Annotated in this window: 19 protein-coding genes, 4 tRNA genes and 2 pseudogenes; 7 read left to right on the top strand and 18 right to left on the bottom strand. The window is 57.0% G+C overall.

What is annotated here, in order from left to right; translation table 11 throughout:
• Window positions 1-6: 6 nt before the first annotated feature.
• Window positions 7-657, top strand: a complete 651-nt coding sequence (locus GNX18_RS03710) for a hypothetical protein (protein WP_166215481.1) — start codon at window positions 7-9, stop codon at window positions 655-657.
• Window positions 567-851, top strand: a complete 285-nt coding sequence (locus tag GNX18_RS19810; protein WP_371808097.1) for a DbpA RNA binding domain-containing protein — start codon at window positions 567-569, stop codon at window positions 849-851. Before GNX18_RS03710 ends, GNX18_RS19810 begins: the two co-directional genes overlap by 91 nt.
• A 44-nt stretch (window positions 852-895) precedes the next feature.
• Here the strand turns inward: GNX18_RS19810 and GNX18_RS03700 are convergent, their stop codons facing one another.
• The 3 genes and pseudogenes from GNX18_RS03700 to GNX18_RS19805 form a co-directional block, all read right to left on the bottom strand.
• Window positions 896-2,014, bottom strand: a complete 1,119-nt coding sequence (locus GNX18_RS03700; protein WP_166215479.1) for a CapA family protein — start codon at window positions 2,012-2,014, stop codon at window positions 896-898.
• Window positions 2,015-2,020: 6 nt separating this feature from the next.
• A pseudogene (locus tag GNX18_RS19555) lies at window positions 2,021-2,164 on the bottom strand (RtcB family protein); the annotation flags it as partial.
• Window positions 2,165-2,211: 47 nt separating this feature from the next.
• Window positions 2,212-2,274 (bottom strand): annotated as a pseudogene (locus GNX18_RS19805) (hypothetical protein); the annotation flags it as partial.
• Between the two features lie 261 nt (window positions 2,275-2,535).
• Here GNX18_RS19805 and GNX18_RS03685 point away from each other — a divergent pair.
• A complete protein-coding gene (locus tag GNX18_RS03685) occupies window positions 2,536-2,814 on the top strand; it encodes a Rho-binding antiterminator (RefSeq protein ID WP_166215476.1) in 279 nt (92 codons plus the stop codon).
• A gap of 219 nt (window positions 2,815-3,033) precedes the next feature.
• On the opposite strand, the gene GNX18_RS03680 is transcribed toward GNX18_RS03685, so the two are convergent.
• Complete coding sequence (locus GNX18_RS03680; protein ID WP_166215474.1) at window positions 3,034-4,242, bottom strand: RtcB family protein; 1,209 nt, start codon at window positions 4,240-4,242, stop codon at window positions 3,034-3,036.
• A gap of 422 nt (window positions 4,243-4,664) precedes the next feature.
• On the opposite strand from GNX18_RS03680, the gene GNX18_RS03675 reads away from it, so the two are divergent.
• On the top strand, window positions 4,665-5,345 hold the full coding sequence (locus GNX18_RS03675; RefSeq protein WP_166215472.1) for an outer membrane beta-barrel protein: 681 nt from the start codon (window positions 4,665-4,667) through the stop codon (window positions 5,343-5,345).
• Between the two features lie 260 nt (window positions 5,346-5,605).
• On the opposite strand, the gene GNX18_RS03670 is transcribed toward GNX18_RS03675, so the two are convergent.
• The 12 genes from GNX18_RS03670 to GNX18_RS03615 form a co-directional block, all read right to left on the bottom strand.
• Window positions 5,606-10,879 (bottom strand): DUF4011 domain-containing protein, encoded by a 5,274-nt coding sequence (locus tag GNX18_RS03670; protein WP_166215470.1) that lies wholly within the window; start codon window positions 10,877-10,879, stop codon window positions 5,606-5,608.
• Window positions 10,880-10,899: 20 nt separating this feature from the next.
• A complete protein-coding gene (locus GNX18_RS03665) occupies window positions 10,900-11,295 on the bottom strand; it encodes an imm11 family protein (protein WP_205828046.1) in 396 nt (131 codons plus the stop codon).
• A gap of 311 nt (window positions 11,296-11,606) precedes the next feature.
• A tRNA-Pro gene (locus GNX18_RS03660) sits at window positions 11,607-11,683 on the bottom strand.
• Between the two features lie 128 nt (window positions 11,684-11,811).
• Window positions 11,812-12,177 carry a MerR family transcriptional regulator gene (locus GNX18_RS03655; protein ID WP_166215466.1) on the bottom strand — a complete coding sequence of 122 codons (366 nt, stop codon included), beginning with the start codon at window positions 12,175-12,177 and terminating at the stop codon, window positions 11,812-11,814.
• The gene (ihfA, locus tag GNX18_RS03650) at window positions 12,158-12,463 is read right to left on the bottom strand and encodes an integration host factor subunit alpha (protein WP_010131375.1); all 306 of its coding nucleotides are present in this window, start codon (window positions 12,461-12,463) and stop codon (window positions 12,158-12,160) included. The genes GNX18_RS03655 and ihfA overlap by 20 nt, the downstream gene beginning before the upstream one ends.
• 131 nt (window positions 12,464-12,594) lie before the next feature.
• Window positions 12,595-14,979 (bottom strand): phenylalanine--tRNA ligase subunit beta, encoded by a 2,385-nt coding sequence (pheT, locus tag GNX18_RS03645; RefSeq protein WP_166215464.1) that lies wholly within the window; start codon window positions 14,977-14,979, stop codon window positions 12,595-12,597.
• 123 nt (window positions 14,980-15,102) lie between these two features.
• The gene (pheS, locus tag GNX18_RS03640; RefSeq protein ID WP_138235368.1) at window positions 15,103-16,116 is read right to left on the bottom strand and encodes a phenylalanine--tRNA ligase subunit alpha; all 1,014 of its coding nucleotides are present in this window, start codon (window positions 16,114-16,116) and stop codon (window positions 15,103-15,105) included.
• Window positions 16,117-16,301: 185 nt separating this feature from the next.
• Window positions 16,302-16,661, bottom strand: coding sequence for a 50S ribosomal protein L20 (rplT, locus tag GNX18_RS03635; RefSeq protein ID WP_010131381.1), 360 nt, complete (start codon window positions 16,659-16,661; stop codon window positions 16,302-16,304).
• 38 nt (window positions 16,662-16,699) lie between these two features.
• Window positions 16,700-16,894: a 50S ribosomal protein L35 gene (gene rpmI / locus GNX18_RS03630; protein WP_105104586.1), complete on the bottom strand. Its 195-nt coding sequence runs from the start codon at window positions 16,892-16,894 to the stop codon at window positions 16,700-16,702.
• Window positions 16,895-17,047: 153 nt separating this feature from the next.
• Window positions 17,048-17,575, bottom strand: a complete 528-nt coding sequence (gene infC / locus GNX18_RS03625) for a translation initiation factor IF-3 (RefSeq protein WP_138235367.1) — start codon at window positions 17,573-17,575, stop codon at window positions 17,048-17,050.
• A 55-nt stretch (window positions 17,576-17,630) separates the two neighbouring features.
• A complete protein-coding gene (gene thrS / locus GNX18_RS03620) occupies window positions 17,631-19,565 on the bottom strand; it encodes a threonine--tRNA ligase (RefSeq protein ID WP_166215462.1) in 1,935 nt (644 codons plus the stop codon).
• Between the two features lie 120 nt (window positions 19,566-19,685).
• A tRNA-Val gene (locus GNX18_RS03615) sits at window positions 19,686-19,762 on the bottom strand.
• Window positions 19,763-20,044: 282 nt separating this feature from the next.
• Here GNX18_RS03615 and GNX18_RS03610 point away from each other — a divergent pair.
• Window positions 20,045-21,049, top strand: a complete 1,005-nt coding sequence (locus GNX18_RS03610) for a DMT family transporter (RefSeq protein WP_166215460.1) — start codon at window positions 20,045-20,047, stop codon at window positions 21,047-21,049.
• Here GNX18_RS03610 and uvrB read toward each other — a convergent pair.
• Complete coding sequence (gene uvrB / locus GNX18_RS03605; RefSeq protein ID WP_166215458.1) at window positions 21,041-23,065, bottom strand: excinuclease ABC subunit UvrB; 2,025 nt, start codon at window positions 23,063-23,065, stop codon at window positions 21,041-21,043. The two genes, GNX18_RS03610 and uvrB, sit on opposite strands and share 9 nt — an antisense overlap.
• A gap of 232 nt (window positions 23,066-23,297) precedes the next feature.
• Here uvrB and GNX18_RS03600 point away from each other — a divergent pair.
• Window positions 23,298-23,373: transfer RNA gene (locus tag GNX18_RS03600), tRNA-Asn, on the top strand.
• 78 nt (window positions 23,374-23,451) lie between these two features.
• A tRNA-Asn gene (locus GNX18_RS03595) sits at window positions 23,452-23,527 on the top strand.
• 77 nt (window positions 23,528-23,604) lie between these two features.
• Here the strand turns inward: GNX18_RS03595 and GNX18_RS03590 are convergent.
• Window positions 23,605-25,599, bottom strand: coding sequence for a nucleoside-diphosphate sugar epimerase/dehydratase (locus tag GNX18_RS03590; protein WP_240914206.1), 1,995 nt, complete (start codon window positions 25,597-25,599; stop codon window positions 23,605-23,607).
• Window positions 25,600-25,612: the final 13 nt, after the last annotated feature.

Genomic DNA, 25,612 nt, shown 5'->3' with positions numbered 1-25,612 from the left:
AAAAGAATGAAACCGCTTCTATTTTTTGCAGTAATTCTTGCTCTATCCGCGTGTTCTCCGAACCAAAACGGAATCCCGAAGACAATCAACCGGAAAGAATTTTCGGGCGTAACATCAATTGGCGACACATTCAAGGAAGTCAGTTTAAATTACGATTTAGACAGCAAGGACGGTAAGCTAATCCACTTCTCAAGTTGTACCGATATTGATAAGACTCCCGAAAAGGACATAAAGGAAGATCAGTACCAACTATTTAGTATGTTGAAGCGCAATTGCCTTGCATTGAAATTGTATTTTGAGGCAACCAATTCGGCTAAATCTTACCTGCCGGCATCCCCATCCCTTGAATTTATCCGCACACTCCCGGCAAATGCCATTCCAGACCAAGGTGGCAATTCCAAAAATCTAGATGTTCCTCTAGGCGAGTCTCAACCGGAACTGACTGAGATCTCTGCAACAGCGAACAGTATTGAAGTTCAATTCAACGACTTGAACATCAACTATGTGGTATTAGCGAAGGGGGACTTTAATCACAACGGAATAGAAGACATGCTACTGCGCATGGACTGGAGAGTAACTTCTGCATTTGGGAGCGGGTTCGAACTGTTCGTGGTAGAGGCAAAGGATGGCGATATTCAAGTCATCAATCGCTACTGAGACACATATTTAGAACAATCGACGCCCTGACTGGCGAAGGCGGGATCAACGGCAACCAGATCGGCAAGATTCAGATTTTCGACTTTTCTACGTTTGTTGCGGTGGAGAGACCTGTAGCTAAGGTTGCACTGAACAAGCTTGGCCGTGGAAAAATCAAGGGCCGAAATTTCCGCGCGCGGATTGTTGGTGTGTGATTTATTGTTGAAAGATCAACCTGAAATATGGGCAAATAAATCGCCTACCAGCGCAAGAAAAAGGACTCTGCGTCTTCGGATAATGTCAGCGTCGCCCCTAGCAGATGACATTCGCGACCCAGGGTTCCCAGCAGCCAGTCGCGGTCGGCAGCGGCGGGCGCACGCAGGCGAAATCGACACATTTCCCACGGGATCAATTCCAGCCCACTCAGTGCACCACTCTCGCGCTTGAGATCCACGCAATACAGCAGCCGCAAGTGTGAACGATAAATCTCGTGGCCGCCGATACCTTCATAGTCGTTGATTAGATCACCACAGCCGTAAAAGATGGCGCGCTCACGATACACTTCACTACCCATAGGGTGGTGGGACGAGTGACCGAATATCAGGTCCGCGCCGCCATCGATCAAGTGATGGGCGAATTCCCTTTTACTGCGCTCAATAGCATAGCCCCAGTTTCCACCCCAATGAATGGAAACAATCACCAGGTCTCCCGGCTGGCGGTAGCACTCCCACTGCCGTGAAAGCGCCTGTGCCGTTTCCGCAGACAGATCGTCAATAAAATTCACTCCGGCTTTGCCGGTGGTCGCGGCCCATTCCGTCGGAATTCCGCTGCTGTAGTGGCCGACCGCGAATACCAGCAGTCGGTTGTTCCCGATGTGCATGATGACCGGTGACGCGGCCGCATCTCTGTCGCGACCGGCTCCGACCGTTTTCAGGCCAGCGCGCTGCAGGCTATGCAGGGTTTCCGCAAGTCCGTCGTAGCCCCAATCCAGCACATGGTTGTTGGCAAGGCTGCAGATATCGATTCCGGCGGAGGTGAGAACCGGAATATTGCCAGGGTGCATACGGTAGTTGATCCCCTTCCCCGGCCAGGCGTCATCGCAGCGGGTAACCGCAGTTTCCAGGTTAACGAGCCGGCAATCCGGCTGCCGCGCCGCCATGGCCGACAGCGCGCCACCCCAAACATAGGCAAAAGGTACCGGAGCCGGAATGCGGCCATTAAGCCCCTCGGCCAATGCCACATAGCCCTCCGCCGAGCGCAGGTAGGATTCGTAGATTTGCGGGTCGCCGGCGCACGGCAATATCTGGTCAATACCGCGGCCGGTCATAACGTCGCCCGCGAGTATCAAGCGAACACAGGGCGGCTTGCGTACAGACATAATATCTCAGCCTTTGATACAAATACGCGGCTCCATCCGCGCCACCTTGTGCGCCAGGCCGGCGTTTTGCGCGGCGTCCACCACGGCGCGCACATCCTTGTAGGCACCGGGCGCCTCCTCGGCGACACTACGTACTGACACACAATGTCTACGGACTGCAGCGGCGCCACCCTTTCGGGCTCGGTAACCGTTGCCGTCAACGCCAGCGCCATCTGCTCGAACGCCTGTGCCTTGCTATCACCATAGCCCCGCAGCCCCATGTCCGCCGCATGGCTGAAATGTTCCCAGTGGGCTTTCATCGTTCACCTGCATAGAAAATTAAGCGTCGGTTTCGTTGCCCTCGTGCTCCACGGCAATATGGAACAGAAGAAGCGCGGTCGCGCCCTCGGCAGCAAAAGGGCCTCTATAAGATAGAACGGCGGGAAGATGGAAAAACTTGCAGGCGCGAATTGTCGGGATCTGAGTCTGCAACCGGACCAAATAGGGTGCCTATAATCAGCCTTGCTAACAGGAGGCGAATCATGAGCGAATATCAACCACTGAACTGCGATCAGCACGACTTCCTGGAGATCGCGTGCATGCACCGCTACCGCCTGCAGGTCGAGTTAATGGACGGGACAAGCTTTGTGGCCAAGGCACTGGATACGCGCACAGCACCAAGCAAGGAGGAGTTTCTTACTCTGGAAACCGACGAAGGCCGGCAGGAGGTTCGCCTTGATCGACTGTTGGCGATCACGCCACTGGATCAAGATGCCAGCTTCGGTCGCGTAGTACTGGCGGAAGATAACGGCAGGCTCTGAAACCGACCGCGGGAGCCTTCCCACTCCCGCGCGGCCTTTCTGGTTTGTTGTTTGCTGTTAAAGCGCTCGGCGGATTTTGCCCGGACGTGGGCGCCGCCTTTGCGCAACAGAGGATTCTGCGCAACCGGATTACCCGGCGCGCGCACTTCTTTTGCGGAAATAGTAATGGAAATTTTCCGCGCTGCTTTTTTCTTCACTAACGTCTCCTTATAAAATTGCTCACCCCTTGATACAGATCACCTGCTTCAGGGTATGCACTACATCCACCAGGTCGCGCTGGTTTTCCATGACCTGATCAATGTCTTTGTAGGCCGCGGGAATCTCATCGATCACACCCTTGTCCTTGCGGCACTGCACACCGCGGGTCTGGGCCTCGAGATCCTCGCGGGTAAAACGCTTGCGCGCCGCCGTGCGGCTCATGCGTCGCCCTGCGCCGTGTGCACAGGAGCAGAAGGATTCCGCATTGCCCAAGCCGCGAACGATGTACGAGCGCGCCCCCATGGAGCCGGGAATAATACCCAGCTGATCTTTCTGCGCGCTGATCGCGCCCTTGCGGGTGACAAATACATCGCGCCCGAAGTGCTGCTCCCGCACCACATAATTGTGGTGGCAGTTGATCGCCTCGGATTCCAGCGTAAACGGCGGCAGGTGCTGCTGCAACACATTCACCACCAGCTTCATCATCTCCTGCCGGTTCACCCGCGCGTATTCCTGGGCCCAGTGCACCGCTTCGATGTAGTCGTCGAAGTGGGTATTGCCCTCGCTGAAATACGCCAGGTCGCGATCCGGAAGGTTGTGCATGTGCCCTTCCATATCGCGCTTGGCCAACTGGATAAAGTACTGACCGATGGCATTGCCGATACCCCGGCTGCCGGAGTGCAGCATGATCCACACGCGGTTGTTTTCATCGAGACAGATCTCGATAAAGTGATTGCCGCCCCCCAGGGTACCCAGCTGGGTTACCCAGGTTTCGTGAGGATTGCGCAGCCTTTTCAGCAATTGCGGATGCTTCGCAAACAACAGATCCGCACCAGCAGCCAGCCTCTGTGCGGCCGCCTCGCGGGCACTGATCCGCTTGTGGCTGGCGAATCCTACCGGCACACGCCGCTCGATCGCCTCCCGCAGCGCCTTCAGATTATCCGGCAGCTGATTGGCATGCAGGGAGGTGCGCACCGCGTTCATCCCGCAACCGATATCCACACCCACCGCCGCCGGAATAATGGCGCCGACCGTGGGGATAACCGACCCGACCGTCGCCCCGATTCCCATATGCACATCCGGCATCGCCGCCACATGGGAGTGGATGATGGGCAGCTGGGCAATATTTTTAAGTTGTTGCAATGCCGCGTTTTCCACGTCGTTCGTGTAAATTTTTACCGGCACGGTACCGGCAGGCGCATTGCTATTGAGTACCATTTTTACAGGCATAACTCGTCCCTGGATTTCTCCACGTATATATTCATTTGCCTTTCAGAAAACCGGGAAGCAGAAACAAAAAACCCCGGCTATTGCCAGGGCTTCAGAGAGATCTGGCTTGAAAGGCGGTGTCACCTTTCAAGCGCGAGCACATGAAAGGTCGTTCAGTTAGAACTTGGTTTGCGACTCCGTAATGACATTTCATGGCTCCTATAACGTGTGTGGATTAACTGCGGCAAAGGATATTGCCTTAAATTTTTGTGTCAACCTGTTTTTGGAAATTTTACGTGTGGAACTGCTACTAATTTAGAGCGCTCAACATTCCCCGCACCACCCCGGTGTCTGCCCCCTCCCCCAATACACTATCGCGTCAAGCACGTCCTTGTGGAAGAATACGCCACCTACAAAAATGACCAGCTAATGGGGATATAACGTTGTACAAGGTATTTATAGCAGCCATCGCTGCGACCGCATCCATCTCAGCCAATGCGCAAGTCAGCGACCAGAGCCCGGGCTTCCTGGACAAAACCTACCTCCGCAGCAGCATTGGGGTAGCGAGCCTGGAGCTCGACGAAAAGGCCGAAGACTTTACCAAGGACCGCAGTTTCGGCTTCTCCGTGGTTGGCGGCTATCAATACAATCGCTATATCGCCTTCGAACTTGGCCTGTACGATATCGGCGAAAGCGACAGTCGCGTAGATTACGAGTATGGCGACCTCGAGCTCATTGGCCAGGAAGGCAGAGTTCAGGGAACCATGTCGTTCGCCGGGCGCGCACTCGGAGCATCCGTCCGGGTGCACACCGACATGCAACAACCCTTCTATGTCGGATTCTCGGCCGGATATCAATATTGGAGAATCGCTACATATTCCAACTTGATACAGGAATACACATACGACCCCGGCTTTTTTTATGAAGAAGACTCGGAAGAACCTCCGGTATCCGGAATCTATAGGTATGAAGGCACGAGAAGCGAAAACGGCCAGGATCCCTTCTACGGTGTATTTGCCGTATGGAACGCCCCAATCGGGGAACTGGGGCTGGAATACACCCAGTTCGCGGTAGATGGTGACCGACCTGCTTTGCTAACTGGGTCCTATACCTTTCGGTTTTAATGGAACAGGCTGATGACAACACAAGGGGGCCACGAGCCTCCTTTTGGGGGGACATACGACATCCCCCTTAGTCGTAGAGATGCACGCAATTCTGCGGGATTTCCTCCAACAGTGAGCGAATCATATCTGTGTACTCGACAGTACCCAGATCAGAACCATTAGCTGGAAATTCTCCGAAAAATTGGCGTGCGCAGTCATATGAAGCTTGTATTTTTAGAACGCCAGAATTCATATCACTACCTAATTGTTTTCCATTTCACCTAATCGGAGACGGCTTCAGCTGAGTTGCTTTCCAACAGAATTTCTCTTTGCACCTTTAATTTTCGAGTCTTTTCCAAGTGCTGCTCGAGTGCGAGGTGGAGTTCCTCAAGAGCTTTTGCACGATTGGTCCACCAGTCCGTGGACCAGACACGGAACAGGGTCCAGCCTAACCCTTCAAGCATCCCCTGGCGGATCTTGTCCCGCTCTCTTGCGTAGGCTGAGCTGTGGTACATCGCACCATCGCACTCGACGCCGGCCAGATAAATACCGGGCTCGTCTGGGTGAACAATGCCGAGGTCGATGCGGTAGGCGGATACTCCGATCTGGGGATGTACCGTCCAGCCTTTGTCCTGGAGCCCTCTGGCAACAGCCACTTCGAATGGTGATTCAAAATCCCCAACAGATCCCCTTACCGCCGCAGCCAGGGCAACAGGGCCACGCTCCGCGTATTCCAGGAAGTGTTTGAGATCGGCGACGGCGCGGGCCTTGGTGCGCGAAAGGTCTATGCGTTCCGGTGATATGGTGGCGAACACGACCATCTCTGAGCGCGCGCGGGTCATGGCGACGTTCAGGCGCCGCTCACCGCCGGTGCGGTTGAGGGGGCCGAAGTTCATGGTCATATGGCCCGTTTCATCCGGGCCGAAGGTGATACTGAACAGGATTACATCCCGCTCATCCCCCTGCACGGTTTCCAGATTCTTAACGAATACCGGCTCCAGGATTGTCTCATCGGAGAAGGCCCACTCGATGGATGGGTCTTCGGCGCGGGCCTTGTCCAGCAGGTCTTCGATCAGTGTCTGCTGTTCGGTATTGAATGTCACCACACCAATGGACTGGCTGCGCACCGCCACATCCGGCGAGGTGAGGCGCCGCACGATTTCGGCGGCGATGGCCTTGGCCTCACCCTGATTGTGCCGCGCCTTACCGCGCGCGTAGAAACCTTCGGGGCGCACCAGCGATACACCTTTATCGGGATGCACCGGGGCCGGGAAGGTAATCAGCGAGCTGTCGTAGTAGCGGCTGTTGGAGAATGCAATCAGGCTCTCGCGCCGTGAGCGGTAGTGAAGATTGAGTACGCGCTGTGGAATGCTCGCCCCGATCAGCTCATCCAGAATACTTTCCAGATCGCCTTCGGTTTCCTGTTCATCATCCGGGTCATCATCGGCGCGGGCAAAGAAATTGGTGGGCGGCATCTGTTTCGGGTCGCCGGCGATGATCACCTGCTTGCCCCGCGCCAGTGAGCCCACGGCATCCCAAACGGTGATCTGGGAGGCCTCGTCGAAAATCACAACATCAAACATCGCCTGCCCGGCCGACAGGTACTGGGCAATGGACAGCGGCGACATCATCAGGCAGGGTGCGAGAGAGGTAACCACATCCGGAATTTCTTCCATCATCTGCCGCACCGGCTTATGCCGGGTCTTTTTCTGCAGCTCGTGACGCAGCACGCCCCAGGAGGAACTGCGTTTGACATCGTCCGGATTCGGGACCTGTCCGCCCAACTTCGCGGCAATGTACTGAGCGGTCAGTTTGCTGAACTGGGTATCCAGCACACGGAAGTTTTGAATCGCGGATTCATGTTCTGGAGTCGAGAATGTCCTCAACACGTCATCTTCACCGATGACTGCCGACGACCACCAGGCGCAGTAGGCCGCCTCGAACACTTCGACCACTTCTCCCGGTTCTACACCGCCACTTTCGATAGCCGCAACCAGAGGACCCATCTGGTAATCCAGCGCCTCGGCGCGCCTGCGCACCCAGGCACACCAGTCTTTCAGGGAGATATGGTGGTCAATAATCTGCTGGCAAAGCGCGCCGACTGCCGGGAGCGTCCGAGAATTCCCCTCCCAATCGTCCTCCAGCCCGCTTCCGATCAGCGCTTCGAATTTTTCTCTGACGGCATTGAAGCGCTTCAATGTTTCCAGGAATTGCACTACAGCGCGACCGACAGACGCCTCCGGCGCAAGCAGATCATTGGCATCGAACAACAACCTGCGCACAGCCGCGCGAAGTGTTCCCAGGGATTCGGCATCGTCAGCGAGTTTACCAACGGCCGTGCGAGCGCGGGCGCCGAGTTGCTGGAGCGATGCGATATCGTCCGGATTGGAGTTATAAGAATTCCATGCACGCAGCCCCGTCAGTGTGCTATCGAGTTTGTCGATCCGGTTGCCGGTTTCCCGCAATTGTTTCAACACCGGGATATCGTTCTCCGGGTCCGGCTCACCTAGGGCGCCATTGCTGCAGATATTTTTAATAACCTTGCGTTTGGCAAAGAAGCTTTTTGGCCACCAGGTCTCGTTGGCGTCACGCAACGCCTGCTCCAGCGCATCGGCATCGAGCTTTTTCCAGGCGAGATCTTCATAGCGGCAACTCAATTGCGACTGCTGGGTGATATAGGCTTTGAGCTGGGTAACCGCCTCCTCCAGCGCATCCAGGCGATCGGCTGCATCCGGCTCCAGCGCAAATGCCGCCTGCTTGCGATAGGCATCCAGCAATACCTGCCCGAGTTCCGCCACCGCCGCGAGCCTTGATAGATCCACCTCTCCAAAGGCGAGTCCTGCAGCCTTCTGCAACGCCGCCAGACTGCCAGCTACCTGCTGAGCACTGGCCTTCAGCAGTCCTGTGGCCTTTACTACAGATTCCTGCCACTGTGGGCGCCAGTCGTGATTGGCTATCAGTTTGAGTGGATGGTCGGCGAGGTTGCCCACTGCCCTGGCCTGTACACTCAGCAGCCCGGCCATTTCCCGCAGTTTCTGCAATTGCGCCTGATCGTGATGGTCTGCACAGGGCCAGCTGAGTTTCACCTTCGCCGCCAACGCTTCATCGCGCACCTTAACGCCGATGGCGTAGTGCGCGGTCAATCCATTACGTCGAGGTGTATGCAGGGCGTTGACGACCCGGTTCAGGCGATCGCGCAATGCCTTGAGGCGATCCGCCTCCACCAGCCAGTTGTTGACGCCCGCCTGGGAAAAGCTGTTCCAGGAACTGCCCAGCTGCGCCAGCACGTCGGCCTTTTTCGCCTTACTGGAATGCAACTCCAGGCAGAACTGTCCAAGGCCGATGTCCTTCAGGCGACGGTGCACCACTTCCAGTGCTGCGGTCTTTTCGGATACGAACAGCACTTTTTTGCCGGTGCCCAGCATGTGCGCAATCAGATTGCTGATGGTCTGGCTTTTGCCGGTTCCGGGCGGGCCGATAATCACAAAATCCTTGCCGCGGTCTGCAGTGGCGATCGCCGACATCTGTGACGAATCTGCGGGCAGCGGCGTCAGTAAATCCGCCGGCGTGTATTCGCGGTCGATATCCCCGGGGTCGACAAAGCGGATATCGCTCTCGTAGGGCTCGCGGGGCGTATCCAGCAGATGCTTCACCACCGGGTTTTCTTTCAGGGCATCGGCCCGATCCACCAGGTCTTTCCACATCAGGTACTTAGCAAAGGAGAAATGGCCAAGCGCCACATCTTCGATCACTTCGAACCCAGGTACATCCTTGATCGCGTGGCGCACCCGGTGCCAGATACCCGCCACGTCGATACCGCTGTGATCCTGTGGCAGGGCACCCTGTAAACCGCCGATCTCGATGCCGAAATCCTTTTTCAGCAGTTCCAGCAGAGTAGTGTTGAACCTGGGTTCATCTTCGCTCGCAACCATCTTCACGCCACTGCGCACGGATTTGCGCTCCAGGGAGACGGGCAACAGGATCAGCGGCGCGCGGTAGCGGCGGTCGCCCTTGTCCTGCGGCTTCCACAACAGAAAGCCGATGGCCAGAAACAGCGTATTGGAACCGCCTTCTTTCAGTGACGTCTGTGCCTTGCGGTAGATTTCCACCGCGCGCTTCTCCAGCTCCTCACCGGTGAGCTCCACCAGCAACTGTTTCTTGTCCAGCGCGTCCCGCGCGTATTCGTGCTTCAGTTCCTGACCGGTGCGCTGACGGAAGATATCCTCGTCCTGATCCTGCCCCTGCAATTTCGGGAAGGGCGAAATAGAAATGCGCGCGCCGGTGGCCAGCACATCTTCCAGCGCACCCGGATCGTTACAGACAAACGTGAGGCTGGTTTTACCCGGCTTGTGATTGAGCAGCGGATTGCGCGCGGAAAGATCCAGCAGCTTGCGCTGCCAGCGATCCAGGCGGCCACCGGGTGTGTTCACGGTGGGATCGTCCGGTTCAGATACGGGAAAATCCGGCAAATCGGGGGCCGCTTCCAAATCGGGCTCGATAAACTCAGAATCAATACCGTCCGTTGCGGGAGAAGCAGACGGCGCCTTCAGACTGATCGGATGAATGCAGTGCGCCCGCGCACGGCGGATATCCACCACCGCAACGAACTCCTTCTCCTTTTCCAGCGCTACCGCTTCAGCCCCCTGCTGTACTGCTTTGGAAAAAGGGACCGCCGGATGAGACGTGACGAGCGTAGTTTCAATCAGGATCAACTCCTTCAGAGGCAGCCGCTGGCGCAGCACTTCGCCCTCGGTGACCACCACGCTGGAGAAATGGTCTGGCTGTAGCCAGAGACCGACGAGCGCATGCCCCTCGACCAATACAACCATCGGATTGAGCCCCGCCTGCTCAAACGCCGCGGCGAATAGCAGTGTGGAATCCAGGCAGGTGGCCAGTTTGCCGCTCTCAATCTGGGCGGGTAGACGAATTTTCTGGCCATTACGCTCAAAACTGGAAGGTGGCAGCGCGTAACCCAATTGCAGTTTGACGACGGCGGAGTAGATGGCCGACGCCATCAGCCACACGGCTTCGTGACTGCCTCCCTCGTAGCCATTGATGGCGGCGGGTTTGCCGGCCTTTTTCAGAATCTGGCTGGCCTGCCCCAACACACGGTCTACCGCCGGGTCGTTCGGGGTACTGAACGCGGCCAGCAGTTCCGGCATATAAGCCGTGCCACCCCACTCGTTGCAGGCCAGCAATTGCACCTCGATACCTTGCTCCGCCAGCAACGCTCCAGCGCGCTGTACGCGAACAGACACAGTGCCCCGCATGGATTCCGTCAACCCGAACAGAAAGCTGCCGTCGAGTTGCAGATCACGATCCTTGACCGCCAGCTCGCCACCGGCAGAGATCCGGTCGATCGTCCAGGTCTTCGGCTTCAGGAAGGCCGGGGAAGCCTCCAGTGTTATCACCAGATCAGACAGATCCTGTGTTTCATCCAGATTCTCGACTTTCAGCGAGCGCAGCACCGCGAAAGCGCTCTGGTGGCAGGCGAAGTTAATTTTTTCAACAAGCGCTGCGTGGATCTTGACGGTTGATGGCTGTTGGTCGGTCATGGTTTTACCTGTATTTATTGTTAGGCGACGTCCAACGCCTCGAACTCGAGCCCTGTGAAATTGTGGTTTTCGATCAGTTGACGGAATGTGTACGTGCAATAGATGGCGGTGTAATTATCTTCGCGCAATTTGAACACCGGGTTATCTGTCAACTTGTCTGCGGTGAATACAGGATGTGAAACGCCACCAAAATGATTGAAGCTGCTGCGGTCCCTATCAAGCACGTTCGCCACATTGGTAACGTTCCACAACCAAAGCCTGCGCTCACCATATTGCCAAGGCAATAAATGGCCGTACCGTTCAGCAATCTCTTTCAGCTCCGACCATGCCCCCTCGGTTAACACCAGTGAACAGAATGTCAGTATTCCGATATCTGCCTCGGTTGCACCATCCCTTTTGTAAATTCGCCTGCACATGATTTAAGAGCGGGCAAATTTACAGAAGGGATGGTGCACTAAGTGGCCAATCGATCTTGGAGTATTTTATTGTTGTTCCGCCTAGATAACCTTGTGATATTAATCACAATTGATACTGAATTAAACCTTCGTCCGCCAATCATTGCTGGCGATTGGAGAGTGAGGATTTATTGGCTAGAAAAAGTCTGATCGAATGCAGACAGCGAAGAGACTCAACGGATGCAACGCTGCGCGAGCAATTGAATTCGAGAAACAAAAAAGCCCGCATAGTTGGGCGGGCTTTCAAGTCGTTGATTGCTCAACGTGAATAATGGTCGGAGTGGCCGGATTTGAACCGACGACCACCACACCCCCAGTGTGGTGCGCTACCAGGCTGCGCTACACTCCGATAAGAGCAAATCAAGCCGGGTAAAAATCACCTAAGTGCTTGATTTATAAGGGGCATCGCTTGGCGATGAGGCGCAAATCATACCGAAGTACCGGGGGATTGCAAGTCCGATTTTTGCCTTTTTTGAATCAGGCGTCAGCCGCCAATAATTCAAGTACGCCTTCGAGCTCGGCGATCATCTGCGGGATCACCTGCTGCAGTTGTACGGTCTGCACCTTCTCGGAGTTTCCGGTTTCCATCTGCAGGCGGGCGCCGCCGATGGTGTAGCCTTCTTCATAGAGGAGCGCGCGGATCTGACGGATCAGGATGACATCCTGATGTTGGTAATAGCGTCGGTTGCCGCGACGTTTTACCGGGCTGAGTTGTGGGAATTCCTGTTCCCAGTAGCGCAGTACATGAGGTTTGACTGCGCACAGCTCGCTGACCTCACCGATGGTGAAATAGCGTTTCCCCGGGATTACGGGGAGTTCGCTGTTATGACTCGCTTCCAGCATCTTCTTCTACTCGTGCCTTGAGTTTTTGCCCTGGCTTAAAGGTAACCACCCTTCTTGCGGATATGGGGATTTCTTCGCCTGTCTTGGGGTTCCTTCCCGGGCGCTGGCTTTTGTCACGCAGATCGAAATTGCCAAATCCCGACAATTTGACCTGCTCGTTATTTTCAAGGGCGTTGCGGATTTCCTCGAAAAAGAATTCGACGATTTCCTTGGCTTCGCGCTTGTTGAAACCCAGCTCTTCGTACAACTTCTCGGCGAGCCCGGCTTTGGTCAGTGCCTCTGTCATTGGTTCCTGCCCAACAGATTCAGAGACGTCGACTCCCGGTGTTTAAGCCTTGTACCGCGTCGGCTTGTAACCCGGAGGCATACGCTCTCGGGATACGCTCGTCAGTGTGCGTACCCCGGAGCATAGACCGGTTAGCGCAGACTGGCGTTGTATTTTTGTTCCAGTTGACGGACGACCGCTTCTACAGCGGCATTGATTTCTTCGTCGTTAAGGGTGCGCGAGGGATGCTGAAAGGTCAAGCCCATCGCGACACTTTTACTATTAAAATCAATGCCTTTGCCCTGATAGACGTCAAAAATATTGAAGTCTGTCAAAAATTCGCCGGCGGCTTCAACGGCGGCCTGGGCGAGCTCGCCGACCGGGGTTTGCGCATCGGCCAGTACCGCCAGGTCGCGGCGCACTTCCGGGAACTTGGACAGCGGGCTGAAGGATGGAATCACCGCCTGCCCAAGACCGTCCAGGCTGAGTTCGAACACGTAGGCGGACTTGGGCAGGTCGTAGGCCTGCTGCAGCTGCGGGTGCAGCGCGCCGATATAGCCCACCGACACGCCTTTGCGCAGGACCTGCGCGCACTGGCCGGGGTGCAGCGCCGGATGCTTGGCCGGGGCGAAGCTGAACTCGGCACCGGCATCGTAGTGCGCCAGCAGCGCTTCCACATCGGCCTTGATGTCGAAGAAGTCCACCAGGTCCTTGCTGCCCGCCCAGCCTTCCGGGTGGCGGGTGCCGTAGATCAGACCGGCGATCATGCGCTCCTGCTTGAGCTCTGCCAGCGACTGACCGGGCACGAAACGCAGGCCGGTTTCAAACAGGCGCAGGCGGTCCTGCTGGCGGTTGAGGTTGTATTGCAGGGCTTTGACCAGGCCCGCCATCAGTGTGCTGCGCATAACGGAGAGTTCGGCGCTGATGGGGTTCTGCAGGGCCACCGGCTCCACTTCCGGATCGAAGCGCGCGGCGGTGTCGCGGTCGATGAAGCTGAAGGTGATGGCTTCCTGGTAGCCACGCGCCAGCAGGGTCTGCTCAAGGCGGGACTGGGCCACCGCGGCTTCCGCGCGCGGCACGACATCCAGCGCGGCGTTGAAGCTCACACTGGGGATGCGGTTGTAACCGTAGACCCGCGCAAGCTCTTCCAGCAGGTCGGCTTCGATGGAAATGTCGAAGCGGAAGCTCGGCACCAGGAAGCTCCAGCCCTCTTCGCTTGCAGAGAGTTTCTCCAGGCCGAGGCGGGTGAGGATCTCGACGATTTCACTGTCCGCCAGGTCGATGCCGAGGCCGGTTTTCACGCGCGCGCGGCGCAGGGTGATGCGGCGCTCGGCGGGCATGGCTTCGGCCACTTCGCGCAGGTGCACCGGGCCCGGCTCGCCTCCGACGATATCCAGCAGCAGCTTGGTTGCGCGCTCGATGGCTTTTTCTTGCAGGCGGTAATCCACGCCGCGTTCAAAGCGGTGGGAGGAATCGGTGTGCAGGCCGTAGGAGCGGGCCTTGCCGGCGATGGCCAGCGGGCTGAAGAAGGCGCTTTCGAGGAAGATGTCTTTGGTGTTTTCGGTCACGGAGGAGTCGAGGCCGCCCATGATACCGGCGATGGCCAGCGGCCCCTTTTCATCGGCGATCAGCAGTGTGTCGGCTTTCAGCTGGACTTCCTGCTCGTCCAGCAGCGTGAGCTTCTCGCCCTGCTCTGCCATACGCACCCGGATACCGCCGCTCAGTTTGGCGAGGTCGAAGGCGTGCATGGGCTGGCCGAGTTCCAACAGGACGTAGTTGGTGACGTCCACGACCGGGTCGATGCTGCGCAGGCCGCTGCGGCGCAGGCGCTCCTGCATCCACAATGGGGTGACGGCGGTAATGTCGATGTTGCGGATGACACGACCCACATAGCGCGGGCAGGCATCTTCTGCCATCAGGGATACCGGGAAGCTGTCGTCGATGGTGGCAACCACCGGGTCGATGGCGGGCTCGGTGACGGCGCAGCGATTCAACACCCCGACCTCACGCGCGATGCCGGCAACGCCGAGGCAGTCGGAGCGGTTGGGGGTCAGGTCTACTTCGATGGCGCTGTCGTCCAGCAGCAGGTATTCCCGCAGGTCGGTGCCGGTGGGCGCATCCGCCGGCAGCTCCCAGATACCGTCGTTGTCGGTACCCAGCTCCAGCTCGGTCTGTGCGCACAGCATGCCGAAGCTCTCGACGCCGCGCAGCTTGGCTTTCTTGATTTTGAAGTCGCCGGGCAGCGCCGCGCCTACCAGTGCGAATGGAATCTTGATGCCGACACGGGCGTTGGGAGCGCCGCACACCACCTGCATCTCGCCTTCCGGGTGGCCCTTCACTTTACACACGCGGAGTTTGTCGGCGTCCGGGTGTTGTTCGCAGGCGACGATTTCACCCACGACCACGCCGGAAAAATTGCCCGCGACCGGCTCCACGGCGTCCACTTCCAGGCCCGCCATGGTGATCTGGTCGGCCAGCTGCTGTGCTGTGAGGTCCGGGTTTACCCACTCCCGCAACCATGCGTTGCTGAATTTCATTGTGCTGTCTCTTTATGAATTCTGGTTTGCGCTATTCGCGGTTCGCCTGCAAGGCAGGCTCCTACAAGTGTGCTTCGTTAGTGCCGCAGGTTGGGCAGTGTGCAACCTGCCCAAAAACCTGCATCAGAACTGCTTGAGGAAGCGCAGGTCGTTGTCGAAGAACAGGCGCAGGTCGTTGACGCCGTAGCGCAGCATTGCCATGCGCTCCACACCGAGACCAAAGGCGAAACCGGAGTATTTTTCGCTGTCGATATCGCAGGACGCCAGGACGTTCGGGTGCACCATGCCGCAGCCGAGAATTTCCAGCCAGCCGGTGCCGGAGCACACGCGGCAACCTTCACCGCCACAGTTGGTGCACTGGATATCGGCCTCGGCGGAGGGCTCGGTGAACGGGAAGTAGGACGGGCGGAAACGCACCGGTACGTCGGCTTCGAAGAAGGCTTTCAGGAACTGGTCGATGCAGCCTTTCAGGTGCGCGAAGCTCACGCCCTCATCCACAACGAGGCCTTCCACCTGGTGGAACATGGGCGAGTGGGTGACGTCGGAATCGCAGCGATACACACGGCCCGGGCAGATGATGCGCAGGGGCGGATTGGTTTTTTCCATGGTGCGGATCTGCACAGACGAAGTGTGCGTGCGCAGGACCGTGGAGGGATCAATGTAGAAGGTATCGTGCATGGCGCGCGCGGGGTGGTGCGCGGGGATATTCAGCGCTTCAAAGTTGTAGTAGTCGCCTTCCACTTCCGGGCCCTGCTCTACGGAGAAGCCGAGGCGCTGGAAAATCTCTTCGATGCGGCGCAGGGTGCGGGTGATGGGGTGCATGCTGCCCTGGTGCTCACCGCGGCCCGGCAGGGTGACGTCGATGGTTTCTTTGGCCAGTTTTTCTTCGATGGCCGCTTTTTCCATCGCCTCGCGACGCACGTTAATGGCGTCCTGTACCTGCTGCTTGGCTTCGTTAATTTTGGCGCCCGCCGCGGGGCGCTCCTCGGCAGACAGTTTGCCGAGGCCTTTCAGCAGTTCGGTGATCGGGCCTTTCTTGCCCAGGTACTCTACCCGCACCTGATCCAGGGCCGCCAGGTCTGCGGCCTCTTCTACCAGTGCCAGCGCCTGCTCGGTGAGGGACTGCAACTCTTGCATTGAAATCTTCTCGTTGTGATCAATGAGTGACAAGTACTGTTATACACGCAGCCGGTGATACGCGCCGGAAGCGTTTGGAATCTTTGCGTCAAACCAATAAAAAAATAGGGAAGAGCTGAACAGCCCTTCCCTATTCTTAAAGCACAAATCCGCCCTTGCGGGCCGATTTATTCTGCAGGCGCTAATTAAGCTGCCAGGGCTGCCTTGGCTTTTTCAACTACGGCAGCAAAAGCGGCTTTGTCGTATACCGCCAGATCAGCCAGAACACGGCGATCCAGAGCGATATCCGCCTTTTTCAGGCCGGCAATCAGTCGGCTGTAGCTCAGGCCTTCAGCGCGGGACTGGGCGTTGATACGCGTGATCCACAGAGCGCGGAAGTTACGCTTCTTAACGCGACGGTCGCGGTAAGCGTACTGACCAGCTTTGATGACTGCCTGCTTGGCTACGCGGAATACACGCGAACGCGCACCGTAGTAACCTTTAGCCTGCTTCAGAATTTTCTTGTGACTGCGACGCGCCACTACACCACGTTTAACACGGGCCATACTTCTATCCTCTTAAACCTTTGCGAATGGTGCCAGTGTTATCTGGCGCGCATCATACGATCGACCAGGGTGGCATCAGACTTGTTCAGGGTCGAGGTGCCGCGCAGCTGACGCTTACGCTTGGTGGTCATCTTGGTGAGGATGTGGCTCTTGTTCGCGTGCTTGTGCTTGTAGCCCGCAGCCGTCTTCTTGAAGCGCTTGGCAGCGCCACTGTGTACTTTTGCTTTCGGCATTTTGTACTCCAAAGTTTTAAAGGTTCACCTGCAAGCAGGCTACTACGTTGATATTGGCCGCCCCGAAGGACGGCTTGCGGGAGTGAGAAGGCAGCCGTCGCCCGATCACTTCCCGAAAAGAAGACCCTGGTATCAGGTATTAGTACCGGGGACTTACTTTTTCTTTTTCGAGGGCGCGATGACCATGATCATCTGGCGGCCTTCCATTTTCGGCCGCTGCTCCACGACACCCAGCTCCTCGAGATCTTTCTCGATGCGCTGCATCATTTCCATCCCCAGCTCCTGGTGGGCCATTTCACGGCCGCGGAAGCGCAGGGATACTTTGGCCTTGTCACCGTCTTCCAGGAAGCGGGTCAGGGCGCGCAGCTTGATGTTGTAGTCCCCGATGTCGGTACCGGGGCGGAACTTCATTTCCTTGATCTGCTGCTGCTTTTGTTTCTTCTTGGCCGCATTCTTGGCTTTCTTGGCCTCAAATACATGCTTCCCGTAGTCCATGATTTTACAGACGATGGGATCTGAGTCCGGAGCGATTTCCACGAGATCCAGGCTGGCTTTCTGCGCCGCTTCCAGCGCCTCTTCCAGAGAAACCACACCTACCTGCTCACCATCCGCACCGATCAGACGTACCTGCGATGCTTCAATCTGATCGTTGATACGGGCCTTCTTGGACCGTCCTTTCATATCTCGGTTAATAACTCTCGTCTCCGGTTACCCAATAAAAATGTCTTTGGGGCGCTTATTCTTGTGCGCCCGCAATAGACGAACGGCCGCGGCGAGCGACATCCTCGCGAAGGATCTCAAGGAACGACTCGTAAGTCATGGTTCCCAGGTCTTCTCCGCTGCGGGTGCGCACGGCGACCGTCTGGTTTTCCACTTCCTTATCGCCAATAACCAGCAGATAAGGGACACGCTGAAGCGTGTGCTCGCGGATTTTAAATCCGATCTTCTCGTTTCTCAAGTCGGCGGCGGCGCGGAAACCTTCAGCGGCCAGTTTGGACTCGAGCCCGCGGCAGTATTCCGACTGGCGATCGGTGATATTAAGCACCGCCACCTGCTGCGGCGCCAGCCAGGTCGGGAAGGCACCCTCGTAGTTTTCGATCAGGATGCCGATAAAGCGCTCGAACGACCCGAGGGTCGCGCGGTGCAGCATAACCGGTGCCTGGCGCGAGCCATCTTCCGCCACGTACTGGGCGCCGAGGCGGCCCGGCATGGAGAAATCCACCTGGATGGTGCCGCACTGCCACACCCGGCCGAGGCAATCCTTGAGGGAGAACTCGATCTTGGGTCCGTAGAAGGCGCCCTCACCCGGCAGCTCTTCCCACGGCAGGCCGGCGGCGTTCAACGCATCCGCCAGTGCCTTTTCCGCCTTGTCCCAGCTTTCGTCGGAGCCGACGCGCTGCTCCGGACGGGTAGATAAACGATAGATCACTTCCTCGAAGCCAAAGTCCTTGTACACCGCGTGCAGCAGGTCCATGAACTCGGACACTTCGGATTGAATCTGGTCTTCGGTACAGAAGATGTGGCCATCGTCCTGCACGAAGCCGCGCACACGCATCAAGCCGTGCAGGGAGCCGGAGGGCTCGGCGCGGTGACAGGAACCGAATTCCGCCAGGCGCAGCGGCAGGTCGCGGTAGCTGCGCAGCCCCTGGTTGAACACCTGTACGTGACAGGGGCAGTTCATGGGCTTGATGGCGAACTGGCGCTCTTCACTGGTCAGGGTGAACATACCGTCGGCGAATTTTTCCGCGTGGCCGGACTTTTGCCACAGGGAGATATCCACCAATTGCGGAGTTTTGATTTCTTTGTAGCCGCGCTCGCGCTGGCGATTGCGCATGTACTGCTCGATGGCGCTGTACACGGTCCAGCCGTTCGGGTGCCAAAACACCATGCCCGGCGCCTCTTCCTGGATATGGAACAGGTCGAACTTCTTCGCCAGCTTGCGATGGTCACGCTTTTCCGCCTCCGCAATGCGGTGCAGGTAGGCATTCAGCTCTTTCTTGCTGGCCCACGCGGTACCGTACACACGGGTGAGCATTTCATTTTTGGCATCGCCGCGCCAATAAGCGCCGGCCACCTTGGTGAGCTTGAAGGCCTTCAGCTTGCCGGTGGACGGCACGTGCGGGCCGCGGCACAGGTCTTCGAAGTCGCCCTGGCGATACAGGGAGATATCTTCATTGGTGGGAATACTGGCGATGATTTCCGCCTTGTACTCCTCCCCCATCTCGCGGAAATATTTCACCGCTTCATCCCGGGGCAGCAGGCGACGGCTGACCGGAATATCTTCCTTGGCCAGCTCTTCCATGCGCGCTTCGATCTTCTCGAGATCTTCCGGGGTAAATTGACGCTCGTAGGCAAAGTCGTAGTAGAAACCGTCTTCGATCACCGGGCCGATAGTGACCTGGGCGCCCGGGTACAGCTGTTTTACCGCCTGGGCCAGCAGGTGCGCGGTGGAGTGACGGATAACTTCCAGCCCTTCCGGCTGGCGGTCGGTCACGATAGCGAGATTTACGTCGCGATCGATAACAAAACTGGTATCCACTTCCTTACCGTCGACCACACCAGCCAGCGCAGCCTTTGCCAGGCCGGGACCAATATCGTTGGCGACATCGAATACGGAAACAGGAGCGGAGAATTCGCGACGGGAACCGTCAGGGAGGGTGACAACAGGCATTGCACTTCCTTATTTATCAGTGGCGATCCCTACGAAAGACCGCGTGATTCACAGTGGTGATGGCGGGCACGGCGCCCGGAGCGAGCCAGATCATACTCAGTGAAAAAGCTCGCAGGAAAATGGTAGACCCAAGCAGACTCGAACTGCTGACCTCTGCCATGTCAAGGCAGCGCTCTAACCAACTGAGCTATGGGTCTGGAGAGTAGCAGACCAGGGAAGCACCCCGCTGCAGAGGACGCGAACTTTAGCACCGGTTTTCATGCAAATCAACAACTTAGGGATGACATTTTCACACCTCTCCAGCCGCCCCACCGCGAGCAGCGGCACAAGATCTACACCTTCAAGAGAGAGCCGCAAAACAGGCAAGCCCACCGCCACCCAAACCTGTTACCCTTGCCCACCCTACGCAGGGCAATGCAGGTGCCGCTGGCAGCCCGCAAGGCTCGGCTGTCAGCCGCCTACACAGGAGCTATAAACGGATGTTGTACAAAGGAAAAGGGGCGATCCTCGGCTATCAGGAGAATGGCTACCTGCTCGCCTTGGCCGCGGCTGCACTGTTTTCCATCAAAGCCATATTCATCAAGCTCGCCTACCGCTATCAGGTGGAGGTCGACACATTTATATTGCTGCGCATGCTGCTGGCCCTCCCCTTTTATCTGCTCATACTGGGGCAACTTAAAAACAAAAACGAATGGCGACCAGTTTCTGCACGCAACGGACTGCTGGCGGCGGCTCTCGGAATCTGCGCTTACTACGTGGCAAGCTTTCTGGATTTACAGGGCTTGCGTTTTATCAGCGCCAATTTCGAGCGACTGATCATTTACCTGTACCCGACGCTGGTGCTGCTCCTGGGCTGGATGTTTCTCGGCAGGCGGGTTTCACTGCGACAGTTGCTTTGCATCCTGTGCGCTTATGCAGGAATTCTGCTGATCTTCTGGCAGGATCAGCACTTTGACACAGGTGTTCCCGCGCCCGGCTGGGTTGGACTTTCACCCACCAGCTGGGGAGCTCTACTGACGCTCGGCAGCGCGCTGGCTTTCTCCATCTACGTGGTGTTCAGCGAGGATGTGATCAAGGCACTCGGCAGCCGACAATTTACCGCGCTCGCCATGATCGCAGCGAGTGCGGCCATTGCCGTACACTTCTTGCTCAAGGGGGAATGGAGCCGCCTGCAGCAGCCCTGGCCGGTCTATGGTTATGCACTTACCGTGGCCTTCGTCTGCACGGTAATTCCTTCCTTACTGATGAGCGCCGCGATACAAAAAGTCGGATCTGCCACCACCGGCGCAATAGGAACCACTGGGCCAATCGTGACGCTGATCGCCGCCGCATGGGTGCTTGGAGAACCATTTGGCAGCATGCATCTGATAGGAATGGCGATCATTATCGGGAGCCTGCTGCTGATGAAAAAGGCACCGGCAAGACCAAGTGCCGCCACACCAACATCCGCACCGCAGGCAAAATCACAAGCCGATTCAGGCTGAGGACAAATCGCCAGGCTCTTTAAGCCTGGCGATTTCGTCACGCAACTTGGCAGCGGCCTCGAACTCCAGATTCTTGGCGTGGTTGTACATCTGCTCCTCCAGCTCCTCAATACGCGCCCACCGCTGCTTTTCGGTAAGCGGTTTCTGGTCCGCCTTGTAAGAACCGCCCTTCTCTGCCACTTTGCGCCGTCCGCGCGCTGGCACCCCGGGCGCAACAGCGCCCTCCAGAATATCTGCAACACTTTTGCGAATCCCCACCGGGGTGATGCCATGCTCGGCATTGTGCGCCAGCTGCTTTTCCCGGCGGCGCTCGGTTTCGTCCAGCGCACGCTGCATAGAATCCGTAACCCGGTCCGCATACAGGATCGCTCTGCCCTCCAGGTTGCGCGCAGCGCGGCCGATGGTCTGGATCAGCGAGCGGTCGGAGCGCAGGAAGCCCTCCTTGTCGGCGTCGAAGATCGCCACCAAAGCGACCTCCGGCATATCCAGCCCCTCCCGCAACAGGTTGATACCCACCAGCACATCAAATTCACCGATACGCAGATCGCGAATAATTTCAACTCGCTCCACGGTGTCGATATCCGAGTGCAAATAGCGCACCCGCACCTTGTTGTCCTGCAGGTATTCGGTGAGGTCCTCCGCCATGCGCTTGGTCAGAACGGTAATGAGGACGCGCTGATCAGCCGCAACACAGCGATGAATTTCCGACAGGGTGTCGTCAACTTGGGTGGCCGCGGGACGCACCTCCACCACCGGATCCACAAGCCCGGTAGGACGCACCAACTGTTCCACCACCGCGCCGGCATGCTCCGCTTCATACTTGCCCGGCGTCGCAGAAACAAAAATGGTTTGCGGCGCAAGCTGCTCCCACTCCTCAAATTTGAGCGGCCGGTTGTCCAGTGCCGAAGGCAAACGGAAACCGTACTCCACCAGGGTTTCCTTGCGCGAGCGGTCGCCGCGGTACATGCCACCGATTTGCGGCACGGTGACGTGGCTTTCATCGATAAACAGCAGGGAATCGTGTGGCAGATAGTCAAACAAGGTGGGCGGCGGCTGCCCGGCATCGCGCCCCGAGAGGTAGCGGGAGTAATTTTCCACACCGTTGCAGTAGCCGAGCTCCTGCATCATTTCCAGGTCGTAACGGGTCCGCTGCTCCAGGCGTTGGGCTTCCAGTAATTTGTTGTGTTCGCGCAACCTCTCCAAGCGATCTTTCAGCTCCTCCTTGATCTGGTCGATCGCCTCAAGAATCGTCTCCCGCGGTGTCACGTAGTGGGACTTGGGGAAGATGGTGATACGCGGCACCTTCTGCAGCACTTCTCCAGTCAGCGGATCAAACAGGGTGATCTCTTCAATTTCCTCATCAAACAGCGACAGGCGCACCGCTTCCAGGTCTGAGTCCGCTGGATAGATGTCGATAATATCTCCTCGCACGCGATAGGTAGCGCGGCGGAAGTCGGCATCATTGCGGGTGTATTGCAGTTCCGCCAGGCGGCGCAATATCGTTCGCTGGTCGACAATATCGCCTCGGTCGAGGTGCAGCACCATCTTCAGGTACTTATCCGGGTCGCCCAGACCGTAAATGGCAGACACCGTGGCGACGACGATCACGTCCTTGCGCTCAATCAGTGCCTTGGTGGCCGACAAGCGCATCTGCTCGATATGTTCGTTGACCGAGGCATCTTTCTCGATAAAGGTGTCGGAGGAAGGCACATAGGCCTCCGGCTGGTAGTAGTCGTAATAAGAAACGAAATACTCCACCGCATTGCGCGGGAAAAACTCCCTGAGCTCCCCATACAGCTGCGCGGCCAGCGTCTTGTTGTGCGCCATGACAATGGCGGGCCGCTGCAGCCGCTCGATGACACTGGCCATGGTGAACGTTTTACCGGAGCCAGTCACACCCAGCAGCGTCTGGTGTGCCAGACCATCATTGACCCCCTCTACCAGCGCCTCGATGGCGGCCGGTTGATCACCCGCGGGCGCGTACTTACTGGCAACCTGAAACGGTCTAGACTCCATAGTATCCACCTGATCTGTCCTGGACCCGAAACGGGCACATGCAAGCGGGAAATTGTAGGCGCTATCCCCCGAATAGGCCAAACCGGCAGAACTCAGGTGGCGCTGGGCAGAATATAAACACAGTAAAATCAATGAGTTATTTTTGATTAAAGAGGGTTGACCTACCCGGAGGCGCTCTATAAGATACGCGCCATCTGAACGACGCCCCATTCGCGGACCGATCAGACACAATTCCGCCTTAGCTCAGTTGGTAGAGCAAATGACTGTTAATCATTGGGTCGCTGGTTCGAGCCCAGCAGGCGGAGCCAAACAGAAAAACCTCGCAGTAAAAACATGCTGCGGGGTTTTTATTTAGAGAGACCAGAAGAGCCTCTCAAGCACGATATTCCGCCTTAGCTCAGTTGGTAGAGCAAATGACTGTTAATCATTGGGTCGCTGGTTCGAGCCCAGCAGGCGGAGCCAAACAAAAACCCCGCACCTGAAAAGGTTGCGGGGTTTTTCTTTTTCACGAAGTTTGAAAACCAACAGGCCAGAGGAGATCACACCTCCGGCACCTCCCCGGTCAAACGCTGCACTCTTCCAGTAACAGGCAGGTGTTTGATCTCTGCACGAACAACCGGCACTGAAGATAGCCCCTCTTCGATTCCCGCCGAAGCCCGGACCCATACCGTATCAACCAGCGATTGCCGGGGTGCATAATCTTTCACCGATGCCACTAGCAGACGATGGACAGCCTCTGCATCCTGGTGGATACAAGCCTCTTTCAACTCGCTAATAAATAGTTGCAGCTGCTCGCTGGGCAAACGCTCCTCTTCCGCGCGCATGATCATCGGATGGTCGGTTCCTGCCACCGCATCTCCCAGTAAAAGCTCTTCGTACAACTTTTCTCCGGGGCGCAGACCGGTTATCTGAATTTCAATATCCCCATCAGGGTTGGTTTCATCGCGCACAGTGTGGCCCATGATCTGAATCAGACGGCAGGCGATGTCGAATATTCGCACCGGCTCCCCCATATCCAGCACAAAGACCTCCCCTTTGCGCCCCATGCTTCCCGCCTGTAACACCAGTTGTGCAGCCTCAGGGATAGTCATGAAATAGCGAGTTACTTTGGGATGGGTAACGGTAACTGGACCACCTGCATTGATCTGATCGGTGAACAAAGGGATAACGGAGCCCGAAGACCCAAGCACGTTACCAAAGCGCACCATACACACGCGGGTGCGCCCGAAACGGTGGCCAAAATCCTGACAGATTAGCTCAGCAAGCCGTTTGGTCGCCCCCATCACATTCGTGGGGCGCACCGCTTTATCCGTGGAAACCAGTACAAACTGCTCAACCCCACAGGCTTCCGCCGCCTCCAACACAGACAGGGTTCCCAGAACGTTATTTTCAGCGCCCATCACAACATTGTGTTCTACCAGAGGCACATGCTTGTAGGCCGCCGCGTGGTAGATGGTGTGCACACTGAAGGATCGAATAATTTCGCTCATGCGGGTGCGATTGCGAACATCCCCTAACAGCGCTGTCACTTCTACCTGAAGATTTTCATCATGCTGCTGCTGTCGCAGCTCGCGCTCAATCTGATAGAGGGCAAATTCGGAGGCCTCGACCATAATCAGCCTGGCCGGCTCCCAGTGCAGAATTTGACGACAGAGCTCCGACCCGATGGACCCCCCAGCACCGGTCACCAAAACCACTTTGCCGGCAATTGACGCAGAAATCAGTTCTTTTTGAGGCTCGACCGGCGCTCGCCCGAGAATGTTTTCGTAGATCTGGGAAACATCAGAAACCCGTCCGGCGCTGTCCACCAGCTCTTCCATACCGGGGATGACCTTCACCACAACTCCTCTCTCCCGCAGGTTGCGCGTGATTTCCCGCCGGCGGCGCTTCGGAACACCGGGCATAGCCAACAAAACTTCTGAAATGTCCCGCTCGGAGATTACCTCAAGGATATTCGCCGGGCTGTAAACCAGAACACCATCAATAAGGGTATTTTGCTTTGAGGCATTGTCGTCAAAAAAGGCCACAGTTTTATACATCTCACCGTGAACCAATCCCTTGAACAATTGCAGACCCGCGGTTCCAGCACCATAGATCGCGACGCGGGTTTTATGGATTTCCAGCGCCATCTGATAGTAGACGCGCACCAGCCAGCGTGAACCACCAACCGCGATCAGGGCAAAACACCAATAAATAACCGGTACAGAACGGGGCACACCGGCATAGGTGAGGTAAGACGCCACGGCAAGCACCACTGCGGAGGCAGTGACCCCCTGAAGTACAGCAACCAAGGCCTGCTGCCCCATATAACGAATGACCGTGCGATAAAGTCCAAGACGAAGAAAAATGAAACTGCTGGAAACCAGTGTCATGACAAGACACAGCATCATCGTGGAGTGGGCAACAAGCGCCGCACCGTTGAAGCGGACCGTCATCGCCAGCAGAAAAGCCACGGTCAGCATCAACAGGTCATAGCACAGCATCAATACCGGCTTGTAGTTATCTTGTGCGACTTTGTAAAAGCGCCTCACCATCCTCCCCCCAATG

The organism is Microbulbifer sp. SH-1, from assembly GCF_011326135.1.
GTDB classification, from domain to species: Bacteria; Pseudomonadota; Gammaproteobacteria; order Pseudomonadales; family Cellvibrionaceae; genus Microbulbifer; species Microbulbifer harenosus.
Note: the sequence above shows the minus strand (reverse complement) of the source record. Positions and strands in the feature narration are given on the sequence as shown.

Coding starts and splice junctions, on each gene's coding strand:
- GNX18_RS03610 (WP_166215460.1), top strand. CDS start 20,045: ATGTTGTACAAAGGAAAAGGGGCGATCCTCGGCTATCAGGAGAATGGC.
- infC (WP_138235367.1), bottom strand. CDS start 17,575: ATGAAAGGACGGTCCAAGAAGGCCCGTATCAACGATCAGATTGAAGCA.
- pheS (WP_138235368.1), bottom strand. CDS start 16,116: ATGCAAGAGTTGCAGTCCCTCACCGAGCAGGCGCTGGCACTGGTAGAA.
- GNX18_RS03665 (WP_205828046.1), bottom strand. CDS start 11,295: ATGTGCAGGCGAATTTACAAAAGGGATGGTGCAACCGAGGCAGATATC.
- uvrB (WP_166215458.1), bottom strand. CDS start 23,065: ATGGAGTCTAGACCGTTTCAGGTTGCCAGTAAGTACGCGCCCGCGGGT.
- pheT (WP_166215464.1), bottom strand. CDS start 14,979: ATGAAATTCAGCAACGCATGGTTGCGGGAGTGGGTAAACCCGGACCTC.
- thrS (WP_166215462.1), bottom strand. CDS start 19,565: ATGCCTGTTGTCACCCTCCCTGACGGTTCCCGTCGCGAATTCTCCGCT.
- rplT (WP_010131381.1), bottom strand. CDS start 16,661: ATGGCCCGTGTTAAACGTGGTGTAGTGGCGCGTCGCAGTCACAAGAAA.
- GNX18_RS03590 (WP_240914206.1), bottom strand. CDS start 25,599: ATGGTGAGGCGCTTTTACAAAGTCGCACAAGATAACTACAAGCCGGTA.
- rpmI (WP_105104586.1), bottom strand. CDS start 16,894: ATGCCGAAAGCAAAAGTACACAGTGGCGCTGCCAAGCGCTTCAAGAAG.
- GNX18_RS03680 (WP_166215474.1), bottom strand. CDS start 4,242: ATGCCTGTAAAAATGGTACTCAATAGCAATGCGCCTGCCGGTACCGTG.
- GNX18_RS03700 (WP_166215479.1), bottom strand. CDS start 2,014: ATGTCTGTACGCAAGCCGCCCTGTGTTCGCTTGATACTCGCGGGCGAC.
- GNX18_RS03685 (WP_166215476.1), top strand. CDS start 2,536: ATGAGCGAATATCAACCACTGAACTGCGATCAGCACGACTTCCTGGAG.
- GNX18_RS03670 (WP_166215470.1), bottom strand. CDS start 10,879: ATGACCGACCAACAGCCATCAACCGTCAAGATCCACGCAGCGCTTGTT.
- GNX18_RS03710 (WP_166215481.1), top strand. CDS start 7: ATGAAACCGCTTCTATTTTTTGCAGTAATTCTTGCTCTATCCGCGTGT.
- GNX18_RS03655 (WP_166215466.1), bottom strand. CDS start 12,177: ATGCTGGAAGCGAGTCATAACAGCGAACTCCCCGTAATCCCGGGGAAA.
- ihfA (WP_010131375.1), bottom strand. CDS start 12,463: ATGACAGAGGCACTGACCAAAGCCGGGCTCGCCGAGAAGTTGTACGAA.